A 16968-nucleotide genomic window follows, 5' to 3' on the forward strand; every position below is an offset into this window, starting at 1 on the left:
GCTGCCGACCCGGTTGACCGAGCTGGCCGGTATCCGGCATCCGGTGGTGCAGACCGGTATGGGCTGGGTGGCCGGGCCGCGGCTGGTGTCGGCCACCGCGGAGGCGGGCGGGCTCGGCATCCTGGCCTCGGCCACCATGTCCTACGACGAACTGGCCGCGGCGATCGCCGAGACCCGCGGTCGTACCGGGGAGCCGTTCGGCGTCAACCTGCGCGCGGACGCCGAGGACGCGTCGCGCCGGGTCGACCTGCTGATTCGGGAGAACGTGCGGGTCGCCTCGTTCGCGCTGGCGCCCCGCAGGGAGCTGATCGACCGGCTCAAGGACGCCGGGGTGGTGGTCATCCCCTCGGTCGGGGCGGCGCGGCACGCGGAGAAGGTGGCCGGCTGGGGCGCGGACGCCGTCCTGGTGCAGGGTGGCGAGGGTGGCGGGCACACCGGCGGGGTGGCGACCACGCTGCTGCTGCCCTCGGTGCTGGACGCGGTGGACATCCCGGTGATCGCCGCGGGCGGGTTCTTCGACGGTCGGGGCCTCGCCGCGGCACTCGCCTACGGTGCGGCGGGTGTCGCGATGGGCACCAGGTTCCTGCTGACCAGGGAGAGCACCGTGCCGGAGGAGGTGAAGCGGGCCTATCTGGACCGCGGACTCGGCGACACGGTGGTCACCCGCAAGGTCGACGGGCTGCCGCACCGGGTGCTGCGTACCGGACTGGTGGATTCGCTCGAACGATCCGGCACGGTCGGCAGCCTGGTTCGTTCTGTTCGCAACGCGGCGCGCTTCCGCAGGCTGACCGGGTCGTCCTGGCGATCCATGCTGGCCGAGGGGCTGGCCATGAAACGCGGTACCGATCGCAGCTGGGCACAGGTGCTCATGGCCGCGAACACCCCGATGTTGTTGCGCGCGGGCCTGGTCGGCGGAGACACCTCCGCGGGGGTGCTCGCCTCCGGGCAGGTGGTCGGCCTGCTGGACGATCTGCCGAGCGTGTCCGAGCTGCTCGGGACGATGGTGGACGACGCCGCCGGGATCCTCCGCGCACTCGGCGGCCGGTGAGCCTCACAGCTCGCGAACGACCCGGCACGGGTTGCCCGCGGCGAACACCCGCGGTGGCAGGTCCCTCGTCACCACACTGCCCGCGCCGACGACGGTGTTCTCCCCCACGGCGACCCCGGGGCAGACGATCACCCCGCCGCCGAACCACACGTTGTCGCCGATCGTGATCGGCGCCGCGGCCTCCCAGCGGGCCCGCCGCGCCTCGTGGTCCTCCATCGGGTGCAGTGCGGTAAGCAGCTGCGCCCGTGGCCCGATGGACACGTCGTCGCCGATGGTGATCCGCGCGCAGTCCAGCAGGATCGCGTCGTAGTTGAGGAAGCTGTTCGACCCGATCTCGATCAGGTAGCCGTAGTCGCACTGGAACCGCGGCATGACCCACGATCCCGACCCGATCCGGCCCAGCAGCGTGCCCAGAATCCGCCCCCGCCGCTCCGCCTCGCCCGCACCGGTCCCGTTGAACTCGTCCACGAGCTCCTGCGCCCGCCGCCGCTCGGCGACGAGTTCCGGGTCGCTGTCCTGGTACCGCTCGCCGCGCAGCATGCGCTCCTTCTGCTCACCCACGCCGCCAGGCTAGCGCCCATCGTGTTTGCCGCCCACGCCCGCGTTTGCCATTCCCGCGCACGAGTTTGCTGCTCACGTAACCGTGTTGGCCATTCATGTAACCGAGTTTGCCGTTGGCGTTGGCGAGTTTGCCGTTCGCGGGGAAGAGATGGGTGGATGCGGGAGACGGGGCGGCTCGGGGTTGGGTCTCGGGCACGCCTTCGGCGCCCCGTGAGGCACTGGCGCACCCCGCATCACCCCTGGCAGACCTGTTCACCAGCGCCAGCACCCCACGGAACGAGACTCCCCACCCCACCCGACCACACCGGTCGTTTCGAACACACATTCGAGTGAAAACCAACCAGTGTTGCCGTCTCCACCCCATTCTGTCGAGCATTTCAGTATCATTGGGGCGTGGAAAGATACCGTTCCGATCCACATACGGACCCCCAGACGAGGACAGATCCCTCTGAACCGGCCGCCGTGTCAGAGACGCTCGATGATCGTCACGTTGGCGGTGCCGCCGCCCTCGCACATCGTCTGCAGGCCGTAACGCCCACCCCCGCGCTCCAGCTCATGCAGCAGGGTGGCGAACAGCTTGGTGCCGGTGGCGCCGATGGGGTGGCCGAGGGCGATGCCGCCGCCGTTGACGTTGACCCGTTCCGGGTCGGCACCGGTCTCCTCCAACCAGGCCAGCACCACGCTGGCGAAGGCCTCGTTGACCTCGAACACGTCGATCTCCTCGACCTTCAGCCCGGTCCTGCGCAGGGCATGCGCCGTCGCCGGGATCGGGCCGGTCAGCATCCACACCGGGTCGGCGGCCCGCACCGAGAGGTGATGCACCCGCGCTCGCGGGCGCAGGCCGTGCTCGGCGACGAAACGCTCGGAGGCCAGCAGCGTCGCGCTGGCGCCGTCGGAGATCTGGCTGGCCACGGCCGCGGTCAGCCGCGAGCCCTCGGTCAGCGGCGACAGCCCGGCCATCCGCTCCAGGCTGGTGTCCCTGCGGGGTCCCTCGTCCGCCACCAGATCGCCGAAGGGCACCGTCTCCCGGTCGAAGCGGCCCGCGTCGATCGCCGCGATCGCGCGCCGGTGGCTCCGGTAGGCGAACTCCTCCATCGCCTCCCGGGAGATGTCCCAGTGCTTGGCGATCAGCTCCGCGGCGCGGAACTGGGAGATCTCCGCCGCGCCGTAGCGCTGCCGCCAGCCCTTCGACCCGGAGAAAGGATCGTCGAAACCGTACTCCCCGCCGGCCAGCATCGCGGCGCTGATCGGGATCTGGCTCATGTTCTGCACCCCGCCGGCCAGCACCAGATCCATCGTGCCGGACAGCACCGCCTGCGCGGCGAAATGCACCGCCTGCTGGCTGGAACCACACTGCCGGTCGACGGTCACCCCCGGCACCTGGTCCGGGAGACCCCCGGCCAGCCACGCCGTGCGGGCGATGTTGCCGGACTGCGGGCCCAGCGTGTCGGTGCAGCCGAGGACGACGTCGTCCACCAGCGCGGGATCGACACCGGCGCGCCGCACGAGCGCCCCGATCACGTGTGCGGCCAGGTCCGCGCTGTGCACCGCGCTCAACCCGCCGCCACGCCTGCCGACCGGGGTCCGCAGCGCGTCCACGATGTACGCCTCGGCCATTTCGCCTCCCTATCCCTTTCGTACCGGCCTGCGCCGGGTCGCGATGCCGTCCAGCAGGATCCCGAGGTACTGCTCGGCGACGTCGTGGGCGGACAGCGGGCCATCCGGGTTGTACCAGCGCACAGCCACCCACACGGTGTCCCGGATGAACCGGTACACCAGCTCGATGTCCAGGTCCGCACGGAACGCCCCGGTCCGCACCCCCTCAGCCAGGATTGCGTTCCACAGGTCGCGAAACTCCCGGTTCCGCTCATCCAGGTAGGCGAAGCGCTCGAGCTGCGCCAGGTGCTTGGCCTCGTTCTGGTAGATGGCCACCTCGGCGGGATGCGCGTGGATCGACTCGAAGGAGGCGACCACCACGGCCTCCAACGTCTTCCGCGGGCCCAGCTCGGCCGCGACGATCTCGGCGTAGGTACCGAACAGCTCGTCCAGGAACCCACGCAGAATCTCGTCGGCCATCGACTCCTTCGAGTCGAAGTGATGGTAGAGGCTGCCGGAGAGGATGCCCGCCGCCTCGGCGATGTCGCGGACGGTGGTCAAGACGAAACCGCGCTCGGCGAACAGCCGCGCGGCGAGCGCGAGCAACTCGGCCCTGCGGCCCGTTCCGGACTGGCGACCCGTGGACGTCTTCGTGCTCATCTGCCCCTCACGCATGCTGACTACTCACCGAGATCACCTCGCCGGTCAGGTACGAGGCGTACTCACTGGCGAGGAATACCATCACATTCGCGACCTCCCATGGCCGCGCCGCCCTCCCGGACACCTCCCGCTCGGTCAGTTCGGCGAGTAGTTCCTCACTGGTCACCTTGGCCAGGAACGGGTGCGTCGCCAGGCTCGGCGACACGGCGTTCACCCGGATGCCGTGCTGGGCGGCCTCCACCGCCGCGCTACGAGTCAGCGCCATCACCCCCGCCTTCGCCGCGGCGTAGTGGGACTGCTCGGCCTGCGCGCGCCAGCCGATCACCGAGGCGTTGTTCACCACCGCTCCCCCGCCGCCCTGTTCGATCATCCTGCGCAGGGCGGCCCTGGTCATCCGGAACGTCCCGGTCAACGTGACGTCGAGGACCCGCGACCACTCCTCGTCCGTCATGTCCACAATGGCCCTGCTGCCGCCCAGCCCGGCGTTGTTGATCAGTACGTCGATCCGGCCGAACCGCCGCACCGTACCGTCGATCAGGGCCTGGACCTGGGTTTCCTCGGTGACATCACAGGAGATCGGATGAACCTCGCCGACCGGGTCCAGCTCGGCGGCCTGCTCGCCCAGCCTGCGCTCGTGCCAATCGCTCAGCACCACGCTCGCACCCTCCTCGAGGCTGCGCCGCGCCACCGCCGAACCGATACCGGTCCCGGCGGCCGCGGTCACCACGACCACCTTGTCCCGCAACAGGTCACGTCCCTCGGGATAGCCGGGCAGCGGAATCACGGGCGTACCTCCCTCGGCAGGCCGAGCACCCGCTCGGCGATGATGTTGCGCTGGATCTCGTTGGTGCCGCCGTAGATGGTGTCGGCGCGGCTGAACAGGTACAGCCGCTGCCACTCGTCCAGCTCGCCGGAATCCGGGTCCGCCACCAGGGATCGCGCGCCACGAACCAGCATGGCCAGCTCACCGAGTGAGCGGTGCCAGTTCGCCCAGACCAGTTTGGACACCTCGGCCACACCCGGCGAGGAGTCCCCGAGCGTGCGCTCGGCGTGTGCCCGCATCACCTCGAGGCCGGTCCATGCCCTGGCCAGCCGCTCGGCGACCACCGGATCGTCCATGGCCCCGTTCGCGCGCGCCAGCTCGGTCAGCCGCCGCAGCTCATCGCGAAAGCCGACCTGCTGACCGAGGGTGGCCACGCCGCGCTCGAAGGCCAGCGTGCCCATCGCGACCCGCCAGCCATCGCCCGGCTCGCCCACGACCAGGCCCCGCTCGGTGCGGGCTCCGTCGAAGAAGACCTCGTTGAACTCCGAGGTACCGGTCAGTTGCCGGATCGGCCGGACCCGCACCCCCTGCTGGCGCATCGGTACCAGCAGGTAGGAGAGCCCGCGATGCCGGGTCGATCCCGGTTCGGTGCGGGCCAGCACGAAACACCAGTCCGCGACCTGGGCCAGTGAGGTCCACACCTTCTGCCCGCGCAGCACCCACTCGTCCCCGTCCAGGGTCGCCGTGGTGGACACCGCGGCCAGGTCCGAACCGGCCCCCGGCTCGGAGTACCCCTGGCACCACAGCTCGCGCACCGCGGCGATACCGGGCAGGAACCGGCGCTGCTGCTCCGCCGTACCGTAGGCGATCAGGGTCGGGCCGAGGAGTTCCTGGCCGAGGTGGCTGACCTTCGCCGGCGCGCCGGAGCGGGCGTACTCCTCGTGGAAGATCACCTGCTGCCGCAGCGTCGCGCCCCGGCCGCCGTGCTCGACCGGCCAGCCGAGGCAGGTCCAACCCGCGGCCGCGAGATGCCGTTCCCACGCGATACGTTCCGCGAAGGACTCGTGCTCGCGGCCGGGTCCGCCGAGTCCACGCAACCCGGCGAACGCGCCGGTGAGGTTCTCGGCCAGCCAGGACCGGACCCGCTCGCGGAAGTCGTCCTCGGACACCGGGCCTCCCTCGGCTCTGTTCAAGTACCCCGTTCCCGCGTAGGCTACCCTACCAAGCACTTGCTAGGGAGGCTTGATGGCTGCCGACGCGGACACCGTTCCGGCGGCACTCGGCCGCGCGGCCGGGCTGTTCGCCGACCGTGAGGCACTGGTGGACGGCCAGGTCCGGCTGACCTTTACCGAGTTGCACCGGCAGGTACGGCGCTGCGCCGCGCTGCTCGCCGAGCACGGCGTCCGGTCCGGCGACCGGGTCGCGATCTGCTCGCCGAACACCCACCACTGGGTGATCGCCGCGCTGGGCGCGTTGTACGCGGGCGGCACGTTGGTGCCGATCAACACCCGGTTCACCGGACCGGAGATGCTGGACATCGTCGAGCGCAGCGAGGCCGCGGCCCTGGTGGTCGCAGGCCCGTTCCTTGGCACCGACCGGCTGGCCGAACTGCGCGCCGCCGGATTCGGCCGTCCGATCACGATCCTGCGTATCCCGGTCGAGGGCAGACCGCCCACCGAACCGGGGGTACTCGAGTGGGAGGCGGTGGACACGGCCGATCCGAGCGGCGCGGACACCCGTGCCGAGGCGGTGCGGCCAGAGGATGTGAGCGACATCCTGTTCACCTCGGGTACCACCGGGCGCAGCAAGGGAGCGATGACCAGTCACCGCCGGTCGCTCGGGGTCGCCGCGGCCTGGGCCGACCGCGGCGGGTTGACCGCGGACGACCGGTACCTGGTGATCAACCCCTTCTTCCACAGCTTCGGTTACAAGGCGGGCATGCTGGCCGCGCTGCTGCGCGGCGCGACCCTGCTCCCGCAGGCCACCTTCGACGCCGAGCGCACCCTGCGGACGATCGCGCGGGAACGGATCACCGTGCTGCCCGGCGCGCCGACCATCTACCAGACCCTGCTGGACGCGCCCGCTTTCGGCGAGCACGACATCGGCAGCCTGCGGCTCGCGGTCACCGGCGCCGCCACCGTCCCGGTGGCCCTCGTGGAGCGGATGCGGACCGACCTCGGCTTCGACACCGTGCTCACCGCCTACGGGCTGACCGAGGCCGTGGTGGCGACCATGTGCCGGCCCGAGGACGACACCGCGACCATCGCCCGCACCTGCGGGCGGGCGGCCGCAGGCTTCGAGGTGCGGATCGCCGAAGGCAGCGGGGAGGTCCTGCTACGCGGGCCGAACCGGATGCTCGGCTACCTGGACGACGTGGAGGCGACCACCAAGGCCATCGACGGCGACGGCTGGCTGCACACCGGGGACGTGGGCACCCTGGACGAGCACGGGTACCTCACCATCACCGACCGGATCAAGGACGTCTACATCTGCGGCGGGTTCAACGTCTACCCGGCGGAGGTCGAGCAGGTGCTCACCCGGTTGCCCGGGGTCGCCGAGGCCGCGGTGATCGGCATACCCGACGCCAGGATGGGCGAGGTCGGCAGGGCCTACCTCGTCGCCAGCCCCGGCCACACCCTATCCACGGAGGACGTCACGCGGCACTGCAAGCAGAACCTCGCCAACTACAAGGTTCCACGTCAGGTCGAGCTCAGGGAACGGTTGCCACGCAACGCCGCCGGCAAGGTCCTCAAGCGACTGCTTCGCGACGAACAGGAGAATCGATGACCGACGAGGTGGTGCGGTACGAGCGGCGCGGGGCGACCGCGTTGGTGACGATGAACCGTCCCGAGTACCGCAACGCGCAGAACTCGGCGATGACCTACGCGCTGGACGCCGCCTTCACCCGCGCGGTGGAGGACGACGAGGTGAAGGTGATCGTGCTGGCCGGTGCGGGCAAGCACTTCTCGGCGGGCCACGACATCGGCAGCCCTGGCCGGGACGCGGACGCGTCCTTCGACCGCAAGGCGGTGCTGTGGTGGGACCACGTCGGTGCCGAGGGTGGGGACGCACGCCTCGCCAGGGAGTCCGAGGTCTATCTCGGCATGTGCCGCCGGTGGCGGGAAATCCCCAAACCCACCATCGCCAGTGTGCAGGGCGCGTGCATCGCGGGCGGGCTGATGCTGGCCTGGGTCTGCGACCTGATCCTGGCTTCCGAGGACGCATTCTTCGCCGATCCGGTGGTCCGGATGGGCATTCCCGGGGTGGAGTACTTCGCGCATCCGTGGGTTCTGGGCCCGCGTGCGGCGAAGGAGGTGCTGTTCACCGGCGAGCGATTCACCGCGGCCCAGGCCAAGGAGTGGGGCATGCTCACCCGGGTGGTGCCGCGCGCGGAACTGGAGGCCGAGACCCTCGACCTTGCCGAGCGGATCGCCGGGATGCCGCGGTTCGGGCTGGCGCTGGCGAAGAAGGCGGTCAACCAGGCCGAGGATCTGATGGGCCTGCGTAGCGGGATGGACTCCGCGTTCGGGCTGCACCACTTCGCGCACGCGCACAACGCCGAGATCGCCGGTGGCGACGCGCTCGGTGGGCAGGACGCGCGCTCGATGCGGGACGCGGGCTGAGATGGACCTCGAACTGGACGAGCACGCCGCCCGGTTCCGGGACGAGGTGCGCTCCTGGCTGGCCGAGAACGTGCCGCAACGGCCGCTGGCCTCGTTCGACACCGCCGAGGGATTCGCGCGGCACCGGGCATGGGAAGCGAGACTGGCCGAGGCAGGGCTGTCGGTGGTTGCCTGGCCCGAGGAGTTCGGCGGGCGGGACGCGAGCCTGCTGGAGTGGGTGTTGTTCGAGGAGGAGTACTACGCCGCGGGCGCGCCGGGACGGGTGAGCCAGAACGGCATCTTCATGCTCGCGCCGACCCTGTTCTCGCACGGCACCGCGGAGCAGCGGCGGCGGATCCTGCCCCCGATGGCGCGTGGCCAGGAGGTCTGGGCGCAGGCATGGTCGGAACCGGAGGCCGGCAGCGACATCGCCGCGCTGCGCAGCACCGCCACCCGCACCGAGGGTGGTTGGCTGCTGTCCGGGCAGAAGACGTGGAGCTCGCGGGCCGCCTTCGCGGACAAGGCGTTCGGCCTGTTCCGCAGCGACCCGGGCAGCGAGCGGCACCGTGGCCTGACCTACCTGATGTTCGACCTGCGGGCCGAGGGGGTGCGGGTCCGCCCGATCCCCCAACTCGACGGCGAGCCGGGGTTCGCGGAGATCTTCCTGGACGGGGTGTTCGTACCGGATGCGGACGTGCTCGGCGAGCCGGGCGACGGCTGGCGGGTCGCGATGACCACCGCGAACAACGAGCGCGGGCTGTCCCTGCGCAGCCCCGGGCGGTTCCTGGCGGCCGCGGACCGGCTGACCGAGCTGTGGCAGCGGGTCGGTGACCCGGCCGACACCGCGCTGTCCGGCCGGGTCGCCGACGCCTGGATCGGGGCGCGGGCCTACCAGCTCTACACCTTCGGCACGGTGACCCGGCTGCGGGAGGGCGGCAGCCTCGGGCCGGAGTCCAGCGTGAACAAGCTGTTCTGGTCGCATTTGGACCTCGCCCTGCACGAGACAGCGCTCGACCTGCTCGGCCCGGACGGGGAGCTGCGCGCCGAACACGGCTGGGTGGACGGGTGGCTGTTCGCGTTGGCCGGACCGATCTACGGCGGCACCGACCAGATCCAGCGCAACACCGTGGCCGAGCGGCTGCTGGGCCTGCCGAGGGGTGACCGATGAGATTCGCGCTTTCCGCCGAGCAGAAGGACTTCGCGGCCAGCATCGGCGACTTCCTTTCCGATGTGGACACCGCCGCGGCGGCACGGGACTGGGCGGCCGGCGATCCGGGCTCGGGGTTGACACTGTGGCGCGGGCTGGCCGGGATCGGGATCACCGGCCTGCTGGTGCCCGAGCGGTTCGACGGGCTCGGCGCCGACCCGGTGGACCTGGTGGTGGCGTTCGAGCGGCTCGGTTACCACGCGGTGCCGGGACCGTGGGTGGACACCGCTGCCGTGCTGCCGATGCTGCTCGAGGACGAGCTGCTGGCCGGGGTGGCCGCCGGCGAGACGCTCGCCTCGGTGGCGCTGCCGCCGCACGTTCCGTACGCCCTGGACGCGGACGTGGCGGAGGCGCGGATCGCGGTCGCCGGGACGCGGCTGCACGCGTTCGCCCCCGGCCGCGCGCTGCCGTCGGTCGACTCCTGCCGTCGGTTGTTCGAGGTGCGCGAGGGCGAGGTGCTCGGCGCCGCGGTGGACCCGCCGCTGGCCTTCGATGCCGGCGTGCTGGCCACCGCCGCGCAGTTGCTCGGTGCGGGCCAGTGGCTGCTGGACGCCGCGGTGGATTATGCGCGGCAGCGCAGGCAGTACGGCCGCGAGATCGGCCGCTACCAGGCGGTCAAGCACCTGCTCGCCGACGTGGTCACCCGGCTGGAGCTGGCCAGGCCGCTGGTGCACGCGGCCGCGATCGCCGTCCGGGACGGCGCCCCGACCCGGGCACGGGACGTGTCCGCGGCCAAGGTGGCCGCCGGCGAGGCCGCGTACCTCGCGGCCCGTACCGGGCTGCAGGTGCACGGCGCGATCGGCTACACCGCCGAGCACGAGCTCGGCCTGCGGCTGGCGAAGGTGCGCGCGCTGGTGGCGGCGTGGGGAACGCGGGGCATGCACCACCGCCGGGTGCTGGACGCCGTCTCCGGGGCGGTCGCATGACACCGACGCGGACCGCGGAGCAACAAGCCCTCGGCGAGACGGTGCGCGCCGTCCTGCGGCGTTCCCCCGGCGAGCACGGGTGGTCGCCGCTGTGCGAGCAGGTCGGGGTGGCCGCGCTGGCGATCCCCGAGTCCTTCGGCGGGCTGGGCGCGGGCCTCACCGAGTTGCAGGTGGTCGCCGAGGAACTGGGCCGGGAGCTGGTCCCCTGCCCGTTCCTGGGTTCCACGGTGCTCGCCACGCAGGCCCTGCTGGAGTCCGGGGACGAGGCCGCATGCGCCCGGCTGCTGCCCGGGCTGGCCGAAGGCAGGGTGGCCGCGCTGGCCTGGGCGGATGAGCACGGCCGCTGGTCTCCAGACCACGGCTGCGGCAGCGCCGCCGCCGACTCCGCCCTCGAGGGCAGGGCGGAGTACGTGCTGGACGCCGACCTCGCCGAGGTCCTGCTCGTGGTGGCCGAGGTCGCCGGCGAGCTCGGCCTGTTCGAGGTGGATCCGGAGCGGGTGGAGGTGCGGCGGTCGGAGTCGATGGATCCCTCGCGCGGCTTCGGGAGCGTCGAGCTGCGGGGCGCCAGGGGCCGGCGGCTCGGCGGGGACTTCCGGCCCGGCCTGCGCCGGGTGCGGGAGACCGCCTGCGCGGTGCTGGCCGCCGAGCAGGCCGGGGCGGCCGCTCGCGCGCTGGAGATCACCGTGGAGTACACCAAGCAGCGGCAGCAGTTCGGCAGGCCCATCGGCGGTTTCCAGGCGCTCAAGCACCGGATGGCCGACCTGCACGTGCTGGTCGAGACCGCGCACTCGGCGGCCCGCGCGGTGGCCGAAGCCGGGCCGGACCGCGGGCGGCTGGCCGCGGTCGCGAAGGTGCACTGCTCCGAGGCCCTGTCCACGGTGACCGCCGAGATGATCCAGCTGCATGGTGGGATCGGCATTACCTGGGAACATCCGGCACACCGTTACTTCAAGCGCGCTCACGGCGCCGCCCAGCTCTTCGGCCGGCCGCACGAGCATCTCCCCGACTGCTATGAGTGACCCGTTCACCGGTCGGGTCGTGGTGGGAGACGGGTGGGCGGGTCACTCATAGCAGAGGGTCAGCGGACCTGGAGGTCGATGCAGGCGTAGAAGGCGTTGGCGGTGTCGCCGATGTTCCACACCGCGAGCACCTTCTGCCGGCCGCTCACCCCACCGAGGTCGACCGTATGCGAGACGGATGGTGGTGGCTGCTGGTTGTGGCCGTCGACCTCGGCGATCTTGCGGCCGTTCAGGAAGTACTCGTAGTTCGCGGTGCGGTGCCGCGCGGTGAACGTCCAGTTGAAGGTCACCGTGTTCCCTGCGGGGCTCGCGCGCCAGCCCTTGCTGTCGTCGTCCAACTCGGCGAACCGGGAGTTGCCACCACTGCAACTACGCAGGCCCTTGGGCCCCTCGACGCTCTGCGGCTCCCACTTGATCTGGCCGCAGGACACGGTTCCCTGCGCGCACTGGGCCTGCCTGCTCGGCGGCGAGGACACGTACCCGTGCGCGTTGGCGACTCCAGCCGGGACGACCACAAGGGCGAGTGGAGCGATACCCGCGCCCACCGCGGCGGCAACGAGCTTCCGTTTCGTATGCATCTCGACTCCTCTTCGGAGAACGGCGTTCCCAGTGCCCCATTCAAAAGTCGGATTATTCAGGTCCGTAGCGTGCGTCAACAATGCGTTGACCTGCAACGACCGTTCGCACGGGCCTGGCGGCCCGCGGTCACTGGGTCGTTCTGAATAACCCTCCCAGTGGCGTTCCGACAGATCCGGCATTCCGGGAATCTTCGAAAACGCAGGGGCCACTACAAGGAGGGAACGGTAGGGCGAAGAGCCACGAACGACTCTTCACCATGAGGGCGACATTGGCATCGGCGTACCGCGGCGAGCCGGCTCCCATTCCACGGCCACGCTTACCAATGTGGTCCAGACCATACGTCGCCGTTTCCATTGTGGTCAAGAGGCGACAACGCGAGGGCGGAACGGGTTAGCGGTTTCCGTAGCGCATTGCAGCAGGCGCACTCATTCTGATGCGCCTACTGCAACGGACACCATTCTTGGTGCCTTGCGGACAGCTCCCGACCAATCCTTCACGGCAGATGGTGACTCCACGAATTCGCACCCGGCCGCTTTTCACTCACACGAGTGAACTTGTTCCACCCCCGGAACGGGAACCATTCCACGGGACCGAGAACGCCGCCGAACCCCGATGCGTACCCGGAAGCGGCGTCGGGGTTCCCTCGGTTCGGTCTCCGGGCACGTCCCGGATGCGACCTGGCCCGCGTGCCGGGAATCCTCTCCGGTGCGTGCCGCGACCGCGGCCACAGGGACGTCTACGAGAAGGGGGACAACCACCATGTCCGAGCCAAGGACGCCGGAAGCCGCAGCACAACGCCTCGGCATGCGGTCGTCCGGGATCCTGGCGCTGGCAGGCACCGCACTCACGATCGTGAGCACCCTGCTCCAGCAACGGATGGACATCCCGCGCGGCGACCCACTCGGAGGGCTCGCCCACATCGAAGCGCGACCGTGGTTCGCCGCGGCCCTGGCCGGCATGCTCGGGATGCTGTGCTGGGGTATGGCCTTCACGGCAGCCGGTCGCAGCCTCCGGGACCCGGCGGGCAGGACGCTCGCCCGGATGGCCGAACCCGTGCTTCTCGTCGCGGTCGCGGTGTTCGCCGTGCACTACGCGCACGACGGGTTCAGCAGCGGCGTGCTCGCCGGGCAGTGGTCCTCCGGTGAGCGCGACCCGGCCGCCGCCCTGGCGGACAGCCGCGTCATGGAAGGGTTGATCGGCGGCACCTCCATCCTGTCCCAGACCCTCATCGGCCTGGCGCTGGCCCTGTACGCCCTGGCGATGCTGCGCGGCCGGCAGTACCCGCGGGTGCTGTCCTGGGTGGGCCTCGTCGGTTCCGCCGGATGGTTTCTCGGCGGCTCGGCGCTGTTCCTGCGCCTGCCCGGGATGTCGTTCGAGCTCCTGCTCCCCTTCACCGGGCTGGCCACGGTCTGGGTCGTGGGCGTCGGGATCACGCTGGTGCGCACCCGCGTTCCGCGCCGCTAGAACCAGTCGTCCGGGCGCGGCCAGGTGAGCAGGCCTTCCAGGTCCTCGCGCGGCTGGCCGTCCCCGGCGCCGTCCGGTTCGGTGACGGTGTAGCGGCCACGGTAGAACAGCAGCGGCCGCTCGTCCCGTATGTCGCCCAGCGTGGTCACGCGGCCGATCACGACGTAGTGGTCACCCCCCTCGTGCACCGCCTCCAGCTCGCAGTCCAGCCAGGTCAGCGCGCCGTGCAGGAGCGGGGCCCCGGAGGGAACCGTGCTCCACTCCACGGCGGCGAACTTGTCCTCGCCCCGCGCGCCGAACACCCCGCTCACCGCGCGCTGCCCCGCGGCGAGGACGTTCACCGCGAACTGCCCTGCCCGCTCGATGGCCTGCCAGCTACGCGAGCTCCGGGCCGGGCAGAACAGCACCAGCGGCGGGTCGAGGGACAACGCCGCGAACGACTGGCAGGCGAAGCCGAAAGGCCGCCCGCCGTCCAGGCCGGTCACCACCGTGACGCCCGTGCAGAAGTGCCCGAGCACCGACCGGAACCGGGCGGAGTCGAAGGTGGGGGCGGCCGGAGTACTCATTGCTCGCGTGCACCCACCGAGAAGTCGTGGCCCCACAGGCTGACCGCGGTGCTCTCCCGCGCGATCCAGCTCTGGTCGTCCACCTGCCTGCCCTCGCAGCCGAACTCCACGTCGAACCCGCCGGGGGTCTTCATGTAGAAGGACAGCATCAGGTCGTTCACGTGCCGGCCCAGCGTCGCCGACATCGGCACCTTCCGCCGCAGGGCGCGGTCGAGGCACAATCCGACGTCGTCGGTGCTCTCCACCTCGACCATCAGGTGCACGATGCCGCTCGGGGTCGGCATCGGCAGGAACGCCAGGCTGTGGTGCCGCGGGTTGCAGCCGAAGAACCGCAGCCAGGCCGGTTCGCCATCGGCGGGCCGACCCACCATCTGCGGCGGAAGGCGCATCGAGTCGCGCAGCCGAAATCCGAGCACGTCCCGGTAGAACCGCAGCGCCGCCTCGTCGTCGTGGGTGGACAGCACCACGTGGCCAAGGCCCTGCTCCCCGGTGACGAAGGTGTGCCCGTACGGGCTCACCACCCGCCGGTGCTCCAGCGCGACCCCGTGGAACACCTCCAGGGTGTTACCGGAGGGGTCCTCGAAGGTGATCAGTTCGTACACCCGCCGGTCGGCCAGTTGCTCGGCGGTGCCCTCCTTGAACGGCACGCCCGCGGCCTGCAGGTTCCGCCGCACCTCGTCCAGCTCCGCCGCGTTGGCCGTCTCCCAGCCCACCTGTGCCAGCCGGTCGGTCTCCCCGGGGAAGATCACCAGCCGGGCGGGGAAATCGTCCATCCGCAGGTACAGCGCGTCCGGGTCGGTGCCCTTGCCCTCGACCATACCGAGCACCTTGAGCCCGTACTCCCGCCACTTCGCCATATCCGTGGCTTCGATCCGCAGGTAGCCGAGTGAGCGAATCCCCATAATCCTTCACCTGGTCAGGAAGTCGATGGACAGTTGGTTGAACTCGTCGAACTTCTCCAGCTGCGCCCAGTGCCCGCAGCGGCCGAACACGTGCAGTTGCGCCCGCGGGATGGTCTTCAACGCCAGCAACGCGCCGTCCAGCGGGTTGACCCGGTCCTCCCGGCCCCAGATCAGCAGCACCCGCTGCCGCAGCCGATGCGCCTCCCGCCAGAGCATGCCCAGCTCGTAGCCCTCCGGGTCGGCGAAGGACGCGCCCATCGCCGCCATCGCGGCCAGCGACTCCTGGCTGCTCGCCGCGGCGAACCGCTCCGCCACCAGTTCCTCGGTGATCAGTGACTGGTCGTAGACCATCACCCGCAGGAAGGCCTCGAGCTTCTCCTTGCTGGGCCCCGGCGGCGCGGCGAACCGGGCGAGGTTCTTGATGCCCTCGGTCGGGTCGGGTGAGAACACGTTGACGCTCAACCCGCCCGGCCCCATCAGCACCAGCCTGCCCGCCCGGTCCGGATGGTCCAGCGCCAGCCGCACCGCGGCCCCGCCGCCGAGCGAGTTGCCCACGATGTGGGCTCGCTCGATCCCGAGCGCGTCCAGCAGGCCGACCACCGCGTTGGCGCTGTGCCTGAAGTACTGCGGGTGCTCGGTCGGCTTGTCCGAGCGACCGAACCCCGGCTGGTCCACCGCGATGGTACGGAAGGACTTGGCGAACACCGGGATGTTGCGCGCGAAGTTGCTCCACGCGGAGGCGCCCGGACCGCCGCCGTGCAGCAGCAACACCGTCTGCTCGTGCTCGGTCCCCGCCTCGTGGTAGTGCAGCCGGAGGCCCTCGGCGACATCGACGTACTTGCTCTCGGTCATCCTCGCCCCTAGACCATCGAATCCTGGACCGGCAAGCCGAACTCCCCGGTGCCGAACATCGTGTAGGCCCGTTCCGGATCGTTGGCGGCGTGCACCCTCCCGGCGTGCGCGTCCCGCCAGAACCGTTGGATCGGAGTGCCCACCTTGAGCGCTCGGCCGCCCGAGTTCTCGAAGAGCCGGTCGATCGCCGCGATCGCCCGCTCGGTGCCGCGCACCTGGTCCCGCCGCACCCGCAGCCGGGTGGGGAACGGGAGCTTCTCGCCCGCACGGGCATGGGTGTAGAGCTCGTCGATGTTGTGCGTCAGCTGCAGCCAGGCCGCGTCGATCTCGCTGGCCGCCTCGGCGATCCGCACCTTCGCGAAGGGGTCCTCATTGGACTTCTCGCCCGCGTACGCGGCCCGGACCCGCTTGCCCTGGTGCTCCACATGCGCCTCGTAGGCGCCCTGCGCCATGCCGATGATCGGCGCGGTGATCGTGCTCGGGTGCACCGAGCCGAACGGGAGCTGGTACAGCGGCCCGGGGTTCGCCTCCTGTCCCGGGGTCTTGCACTTCGAGGTGGCGACGAAGCTCAACGCCCGGTGCTGGGGGACGAAGACGTCCTCGACGAGGACATCGTTGCTGCCGGTGCCGCGCAGACCGACGGTGTCCCACACGTCGTCGATCGTGTAGTCGCTGATCGGCAGCAGGTAGGTGCAGAAGTCGACCGCCTTGCCGTCGGCGTCGAAGGCGGGGCCCCCGAGGAACACCCAGGTGGCGTGGTCGCAGCCGGAGGAGAAGCTCCACCTGCCGGACAGCCGGTAGCCGCCATCGACGACCTGCGCCTTGCCCATCGGGGCGTACGAGGAGGACACCAGCGTGTCCTCGTTCTCCCCCCACACCTCCTGCTGCGCGCGCAGGTCGAACAGCGCGAGATGCCAGGGGTGCACGCCGAGGATCGAGCCCACCCAGCCGGTGGAGCCGCAGGCGGACGCGACGAGCTTGACGGCGGTGTAGAAGCTGACCGGGTCGGCCTCGTACCCGCCGAACCGTCGCGGTTGCAGCAGCCTGAAGAAGCCCGTCTCCCGCAGGGCCTTGATCGACTCGTCCGGAATCCGGCGCGCGTCCTCCGTATCCTGGGCCCGCTCGCGCAGCGTGGGCAGCAACTCCTCGATTCCAGAGATCACCCCGCGGGCGTCCGGTGCGGCCATGTCCTGCCCCATCCCTTTGCTCATCCATCCCTCGCG

At 70.8% G+C, this 16968-nt stretch carries 17 protein-coding genes; 7 read left to right on the forward strand and 10 right to left on the reverse strand.

What is annotated here, in order from left to right; all coding sequences use genetic code 11:
- Nucleotide 1 precedes the first annotated feature (1 nt).
- Nucleotides 2–1048, forward strand: coding sequence for an NAD(P)H-dependent flavin oxidoreductase (locus tag FB471_RS03995; RefSeq protein WP_142001572.1), 1047 nt, complete (start codon nucleotides 2–4; stop codon nucleotides 1046–1048).
- 3 nt (nucleotides 1049–1051) lie between these two features.
- Here FB471_RS03995 and FB471_RS04000 read toward each other — a convergent pair whose 3' ends face one another.
- The 5 genes from FB471_RS04000 to FB471_RS04020 all read right to left on the reverse strand — a co-directional run bounded on the left by FB471_RS04000 (nucleotide 1052) and on the right by FB471_RS04020 (nucleotide 5797).
- Nucleotides 1052–1609, reverse strand: a complete 558-nt coding sequence (locus FB471_RS04000) for a sugar O-acetyltransferase (protein ID WP_141995985.1) — start codon at nucleotides 1607–1609, stop codon at nucleotides 1052–1054.
- Nucleotides 1610–2074: 465 nt separating this feature from the next.
- Entirely contained in the window at nucleotides 2075–3226 is a 1152-nt protein-coding gene (locus FB471_RS04005) for an acetyl-CoA C-acetyltransferase (RefSeq protein ID WP_141995986.1), read from the reverse strand.
- A 9-nt stretch (nucleotides 3227–3235) separates the two neighbouring features.
- Complete coding sequence (locus tag FB471_RS04010) at nucleotides 3236–3865, reverse strand: TetR/AcrR family transcriptional regulator (RefSeq protein WP_141995987.1); 630 nt, start codon at nucleotides 3863–3865, stop codon at nucleotides 3236–3238.
- A gap of 7 nt (nucleotides 3866–3872) precedes the next feature.
- Complete coding sequence (locus FB471_RS04015) at nucleotides 3873–4649, reverse strand: SDR family oxidoreductase (protein WP_141995988.1); 777 nt, start codon at nucleotides 4647–4649, stop codon at nucleotides 3873–3875.
- Complete coding sequence (locus tag FB471_RS04020; protein ID WP_141995989.1) at nucleotides 4646–5797, reverse strand: acyl-CoA dehydrogenase family protein; 1152 nt, start codon at nucleotides 5795–5797, stop codon at nucleotides 4646–4648. The genes FB471_RS04015 and FB471_RS04020 overlap by 4 nt, the downstream gene beginning before the upstream one ends.
- A 76-nt stretch (nucleotides 5798–5873) precedes the next feature.
- Between FB471_RS04020 and FB471_RS04025 the strand changes: the two genes are divergently transcribed.
- Genes FB471_RS04025 through FB471_RS04045 form a run of 5 tightly spaced genes read left to right on the forward strand, consistent with a single transcriptional unit; the run spans nucleotide 5874 to nucleotide 11382 of the window.
- Nucleotides 5874–7415 carry a FadD3 family acyl-CoA ligase gene (locus FB471_RS04025; RefSeq protein WP_141995990.1) on the forward strand — a complete coding sequence of 514 codons (1542 nt, stop codon included), beginning with the start codon at nucleotides 5874–5876 and terminating at the stop codon, nucleotides 7413–7415.
- A complete protein-coding gene (locus FB471_RS04030) occupies nucleotides 7412–8251 on the forward strand; it encodes an enoyl-CoA hydratase (RefSeq protein ID WP_141995991.1) in 840 nt (279 codons plus the stop codon). Before FB471_RS04025 ends, FB471_RS04030 begins: the two co-directional genes overlap by 4 nt.
- A gap of 1 nt (nucleotide 8252) precedes the next feature.
- The gene (locus tag FB471_RS04035; protein WP_141995992.1) at nucleotides 8253–9398 is read left to right on the forward strand and encodes an acyl-CoA dehydrogenase family protein; all 1146 of its coding nucleotides are present in this window, start codon (nucleotides 8253–8255) and stop codon (nucleotides 9396–9398) included.
- The gene (locus FB471_RS04040; protein WP_141995993.1) at nucleotides 9395–10363 is read left to right on the forward strand and encodes an acyl-CoA dehydrogenase family protein; all 969 of its coding nucleotides are present in this window, start codon (nucleotides 9395–9397) and stop codon (nucleotides 10361–10363) included. The genes FB471_RS04035 and FB471_RS04040 overlap by 4 nt, the downstream gene beginning before the upstream one ends.
- Nucleotides 10360–11382: an acyl-CoA dehydrogenase family protein gene (locus FB471_RS04045; RefSeq protein WP_141995994.1), complete on the forward strand. Its 1023-nt coding sequence runs from the start codon at nucleotides 10360–10362 to the stop codon at nucleotides 11380–11382. Before FB471_RS04040 ends, FB471_RS04045 begins: the two co-directional genes overlap by 4 nt.
- Before the next feature lie 59 nt (nucleotides 11383–11441).
- Here the strand turns inward: FB471_RS04045 and FB471_RS04050 are convergent, their stop codons facing one another.
- The gene (locus FB471_RS04050; protein ID WP_141995995.1) at nucleotides 11442–11960 is read right to left on the reverse strand and encodes a lytic polysaccharide monooxygenase auxiliary activity family 9 protein; all 519 of its coding nucleotides are present in this window, start codon (nucleotides 11958–11960) and stop codon (nucleotides 11442–11444) included.
- Nucleotides 11961–12720: 760 nt separating this feature from the next.
- On the opposite strand from FB471_RS04050, the gene FB471_RS04055 reads away from it, so the two are divergent.
- Nucleotides 12721–13425 carry a DUF4386 family protein gene (locus FB471_RS04055; RefSeq protein WP_141995996.1) on the forward strand — a complete coding sequence of 235 codons (705 nt, stop codon included), beginning with the start codon at nucleotides 12721–12723 and terminating at the stop codon, nucleotides 13423–13425.
- On the opposite strand, the gene hsaB is transcribed toward FB471_RS04055, so the two are convergent.
- From hsaB to hsaA, 4 genes are read right to left on the reverse strand one after another with little or no spacing between them, the layout of a single operon-like run.
- Nucleotides 13422–13991, reverse strand: coding sequence for a 3-hydroxy-9,10-secoandrosta-1,3,5(10)-triene-9,17-dione monooxygenase reductase subunit (gene hsaB, locus FB471_RS04060; protein ID WP_141995997.1), 570 nt, complete (start codon nucleotides 13989–13991; stop codon nucleotides 13422–13424). The genes FB471_RS04055 and hsaB overlap by 4 nt on opposite strands.
- Complete coding sequence (hsaC, locus tag FB471_RS04065; RefSeq protein ID WP_141995998.1) at nucleotides 13988–14893, reverse strand: iron-dependent extradiol dioxygenase HsaC; 906 nt, start codon at nucleotides 14891–14893, stop codon at nucleotides 13988–13990. Before hsaC ends, hsaB begins: the two co-directional genes overlap by 4 nt.
- A 6-nt stretch (nucleotides 14894–14899) precedes the next feature.
- Nucleotides 14900–15745: a 4,5:9,10-diseco-3-hydroxy-5,9,17-trioxoandrosta-1(10),2-diene-4-oate hydrolase gene (hsaD, locus tag FB471_RS04070; protein ID WP_141995999.1), complete on the reverse strand. Its 846-nt coding sequence runs from the start codon at nucleotides 15743–15745 to the stop codon at nucleotides 14900–14902.
- A gap of 8 nt (nucleotides 15746–15753) precedes the next feature.
- On the reverse strand, nucleotides 15754–16932 hold the full coding sequence (gene hsaA, locus FB471_RS04075) for a 3-hydroxy-9,10-secoandrosta-1,3,5(10)-triene-9,17-dione monooxygenase oxygenase subunit (protein ID WP_142001573.1): 1179 nt from the start codon (nucleotides 16930–16932) through the stop codon (nucleotides 15754–15756).
- Nucleotides 16933–16968: the final 36 nt, after the last annotated feature.

It is taken from the genome of Amycolatopsis cihanbeyliensis (assembly GCF_006715045.1).
In the GTDB taxonomy this organism is placed as follows: Bacteria; Actinomycetota; Actinomycetes; order Mycobacteriales; family Pseudonocardiaceae; genus Amycolatopsis; species Amycolatopsis cihanbeyliensis.

Coding starts and splice junctions, on each gene's coding strand:
- FB471_RS04055 (WP_141995996.1), top strand. CDS start 12,721: ATGTCCGAGCCAAGGACGCCGGAAGCCGCAGCACAACGCCTCGGCATG.
- FB471_RS04045 (WP_141995994.1), top strand. CDS start 10,360: ATGACACCGACGCGGACCGCGGAGCAACAAGCCCTCGGCGAGACGGTG.
- hsaC (WP_141995998.1), bottom strand. CDS start 14,893: ATGGGGATTCGCTCACTCGGCTACCTGCGGATCGAAGCCACGGATATG.
- FB471_RS04035 (WP_141995992.1), top strand. CDS start 8,253: ATGGACCTCGAACTGGACGAGCACGCCGCCCGGTTCCGGGACGAGGTG.
- FB471_RS04040 (WP_141995993.1), top strand. CDS start 9,395: ATGAGATTCGCGCTTTCCGCCGAGCAGAAGGACTTCGCGGCCAGCATC.
- hsaB (WP_141995997.1), bottom strand. CDS start 13,991: ATGAGTACTCCGGCCGCCCCCACCTTCGACTCCGCCCGGTTCCGGTCG.
- FB471_RS04030 (WP_141995991.1), top strand. CDS start 7,412: ATGACCGACGAGGTGGTGCGGTACGAGCGGCGCGGGGCGACCGCGTTG.
- FB471_RS04050 (WP_141995995.1), bottom strand. CDS start 11,960: ATGCATACGAAACGGAAGCTCGTTGCCGCCGCGGTGGGCGCGGGTATC.
- FB471_RS04010 (WP_141995987.1), bottom strand. CDS start 3,865: ATGAGCACGAAGACGTCCACGGGTCGCCAGTCCGGAACGGGCCGCAGG.
- hsaA (WP_142001573.1), bottom strand. CDS start 16,932: ATGGCCGCACCGGACGCCCGCGGGGTGATCTCTGGAATCGAGGAGTTG.
- FB471_RS04025 (WP_141995990.1), top strand. CDS start 5,874: ATGGCTGCCGACGCGGACACCGTTCCGGCGGCACTCGGCCGCGCGGCC.
- FB471_RS04005 (WP_141995986.1), bottom strand. CDS start 3,226: ATGGCCGAGGCGTACATCGTGGACGCGCTGCGGACCCCGGTCGGCAGG.
- hsaD (WP_141995999.1), bottom strand. CDS start 15,745: ATGACCGAGAGCAAGTACGTCGATGTCGCCGAGGGCCTCCGGCTGCAC.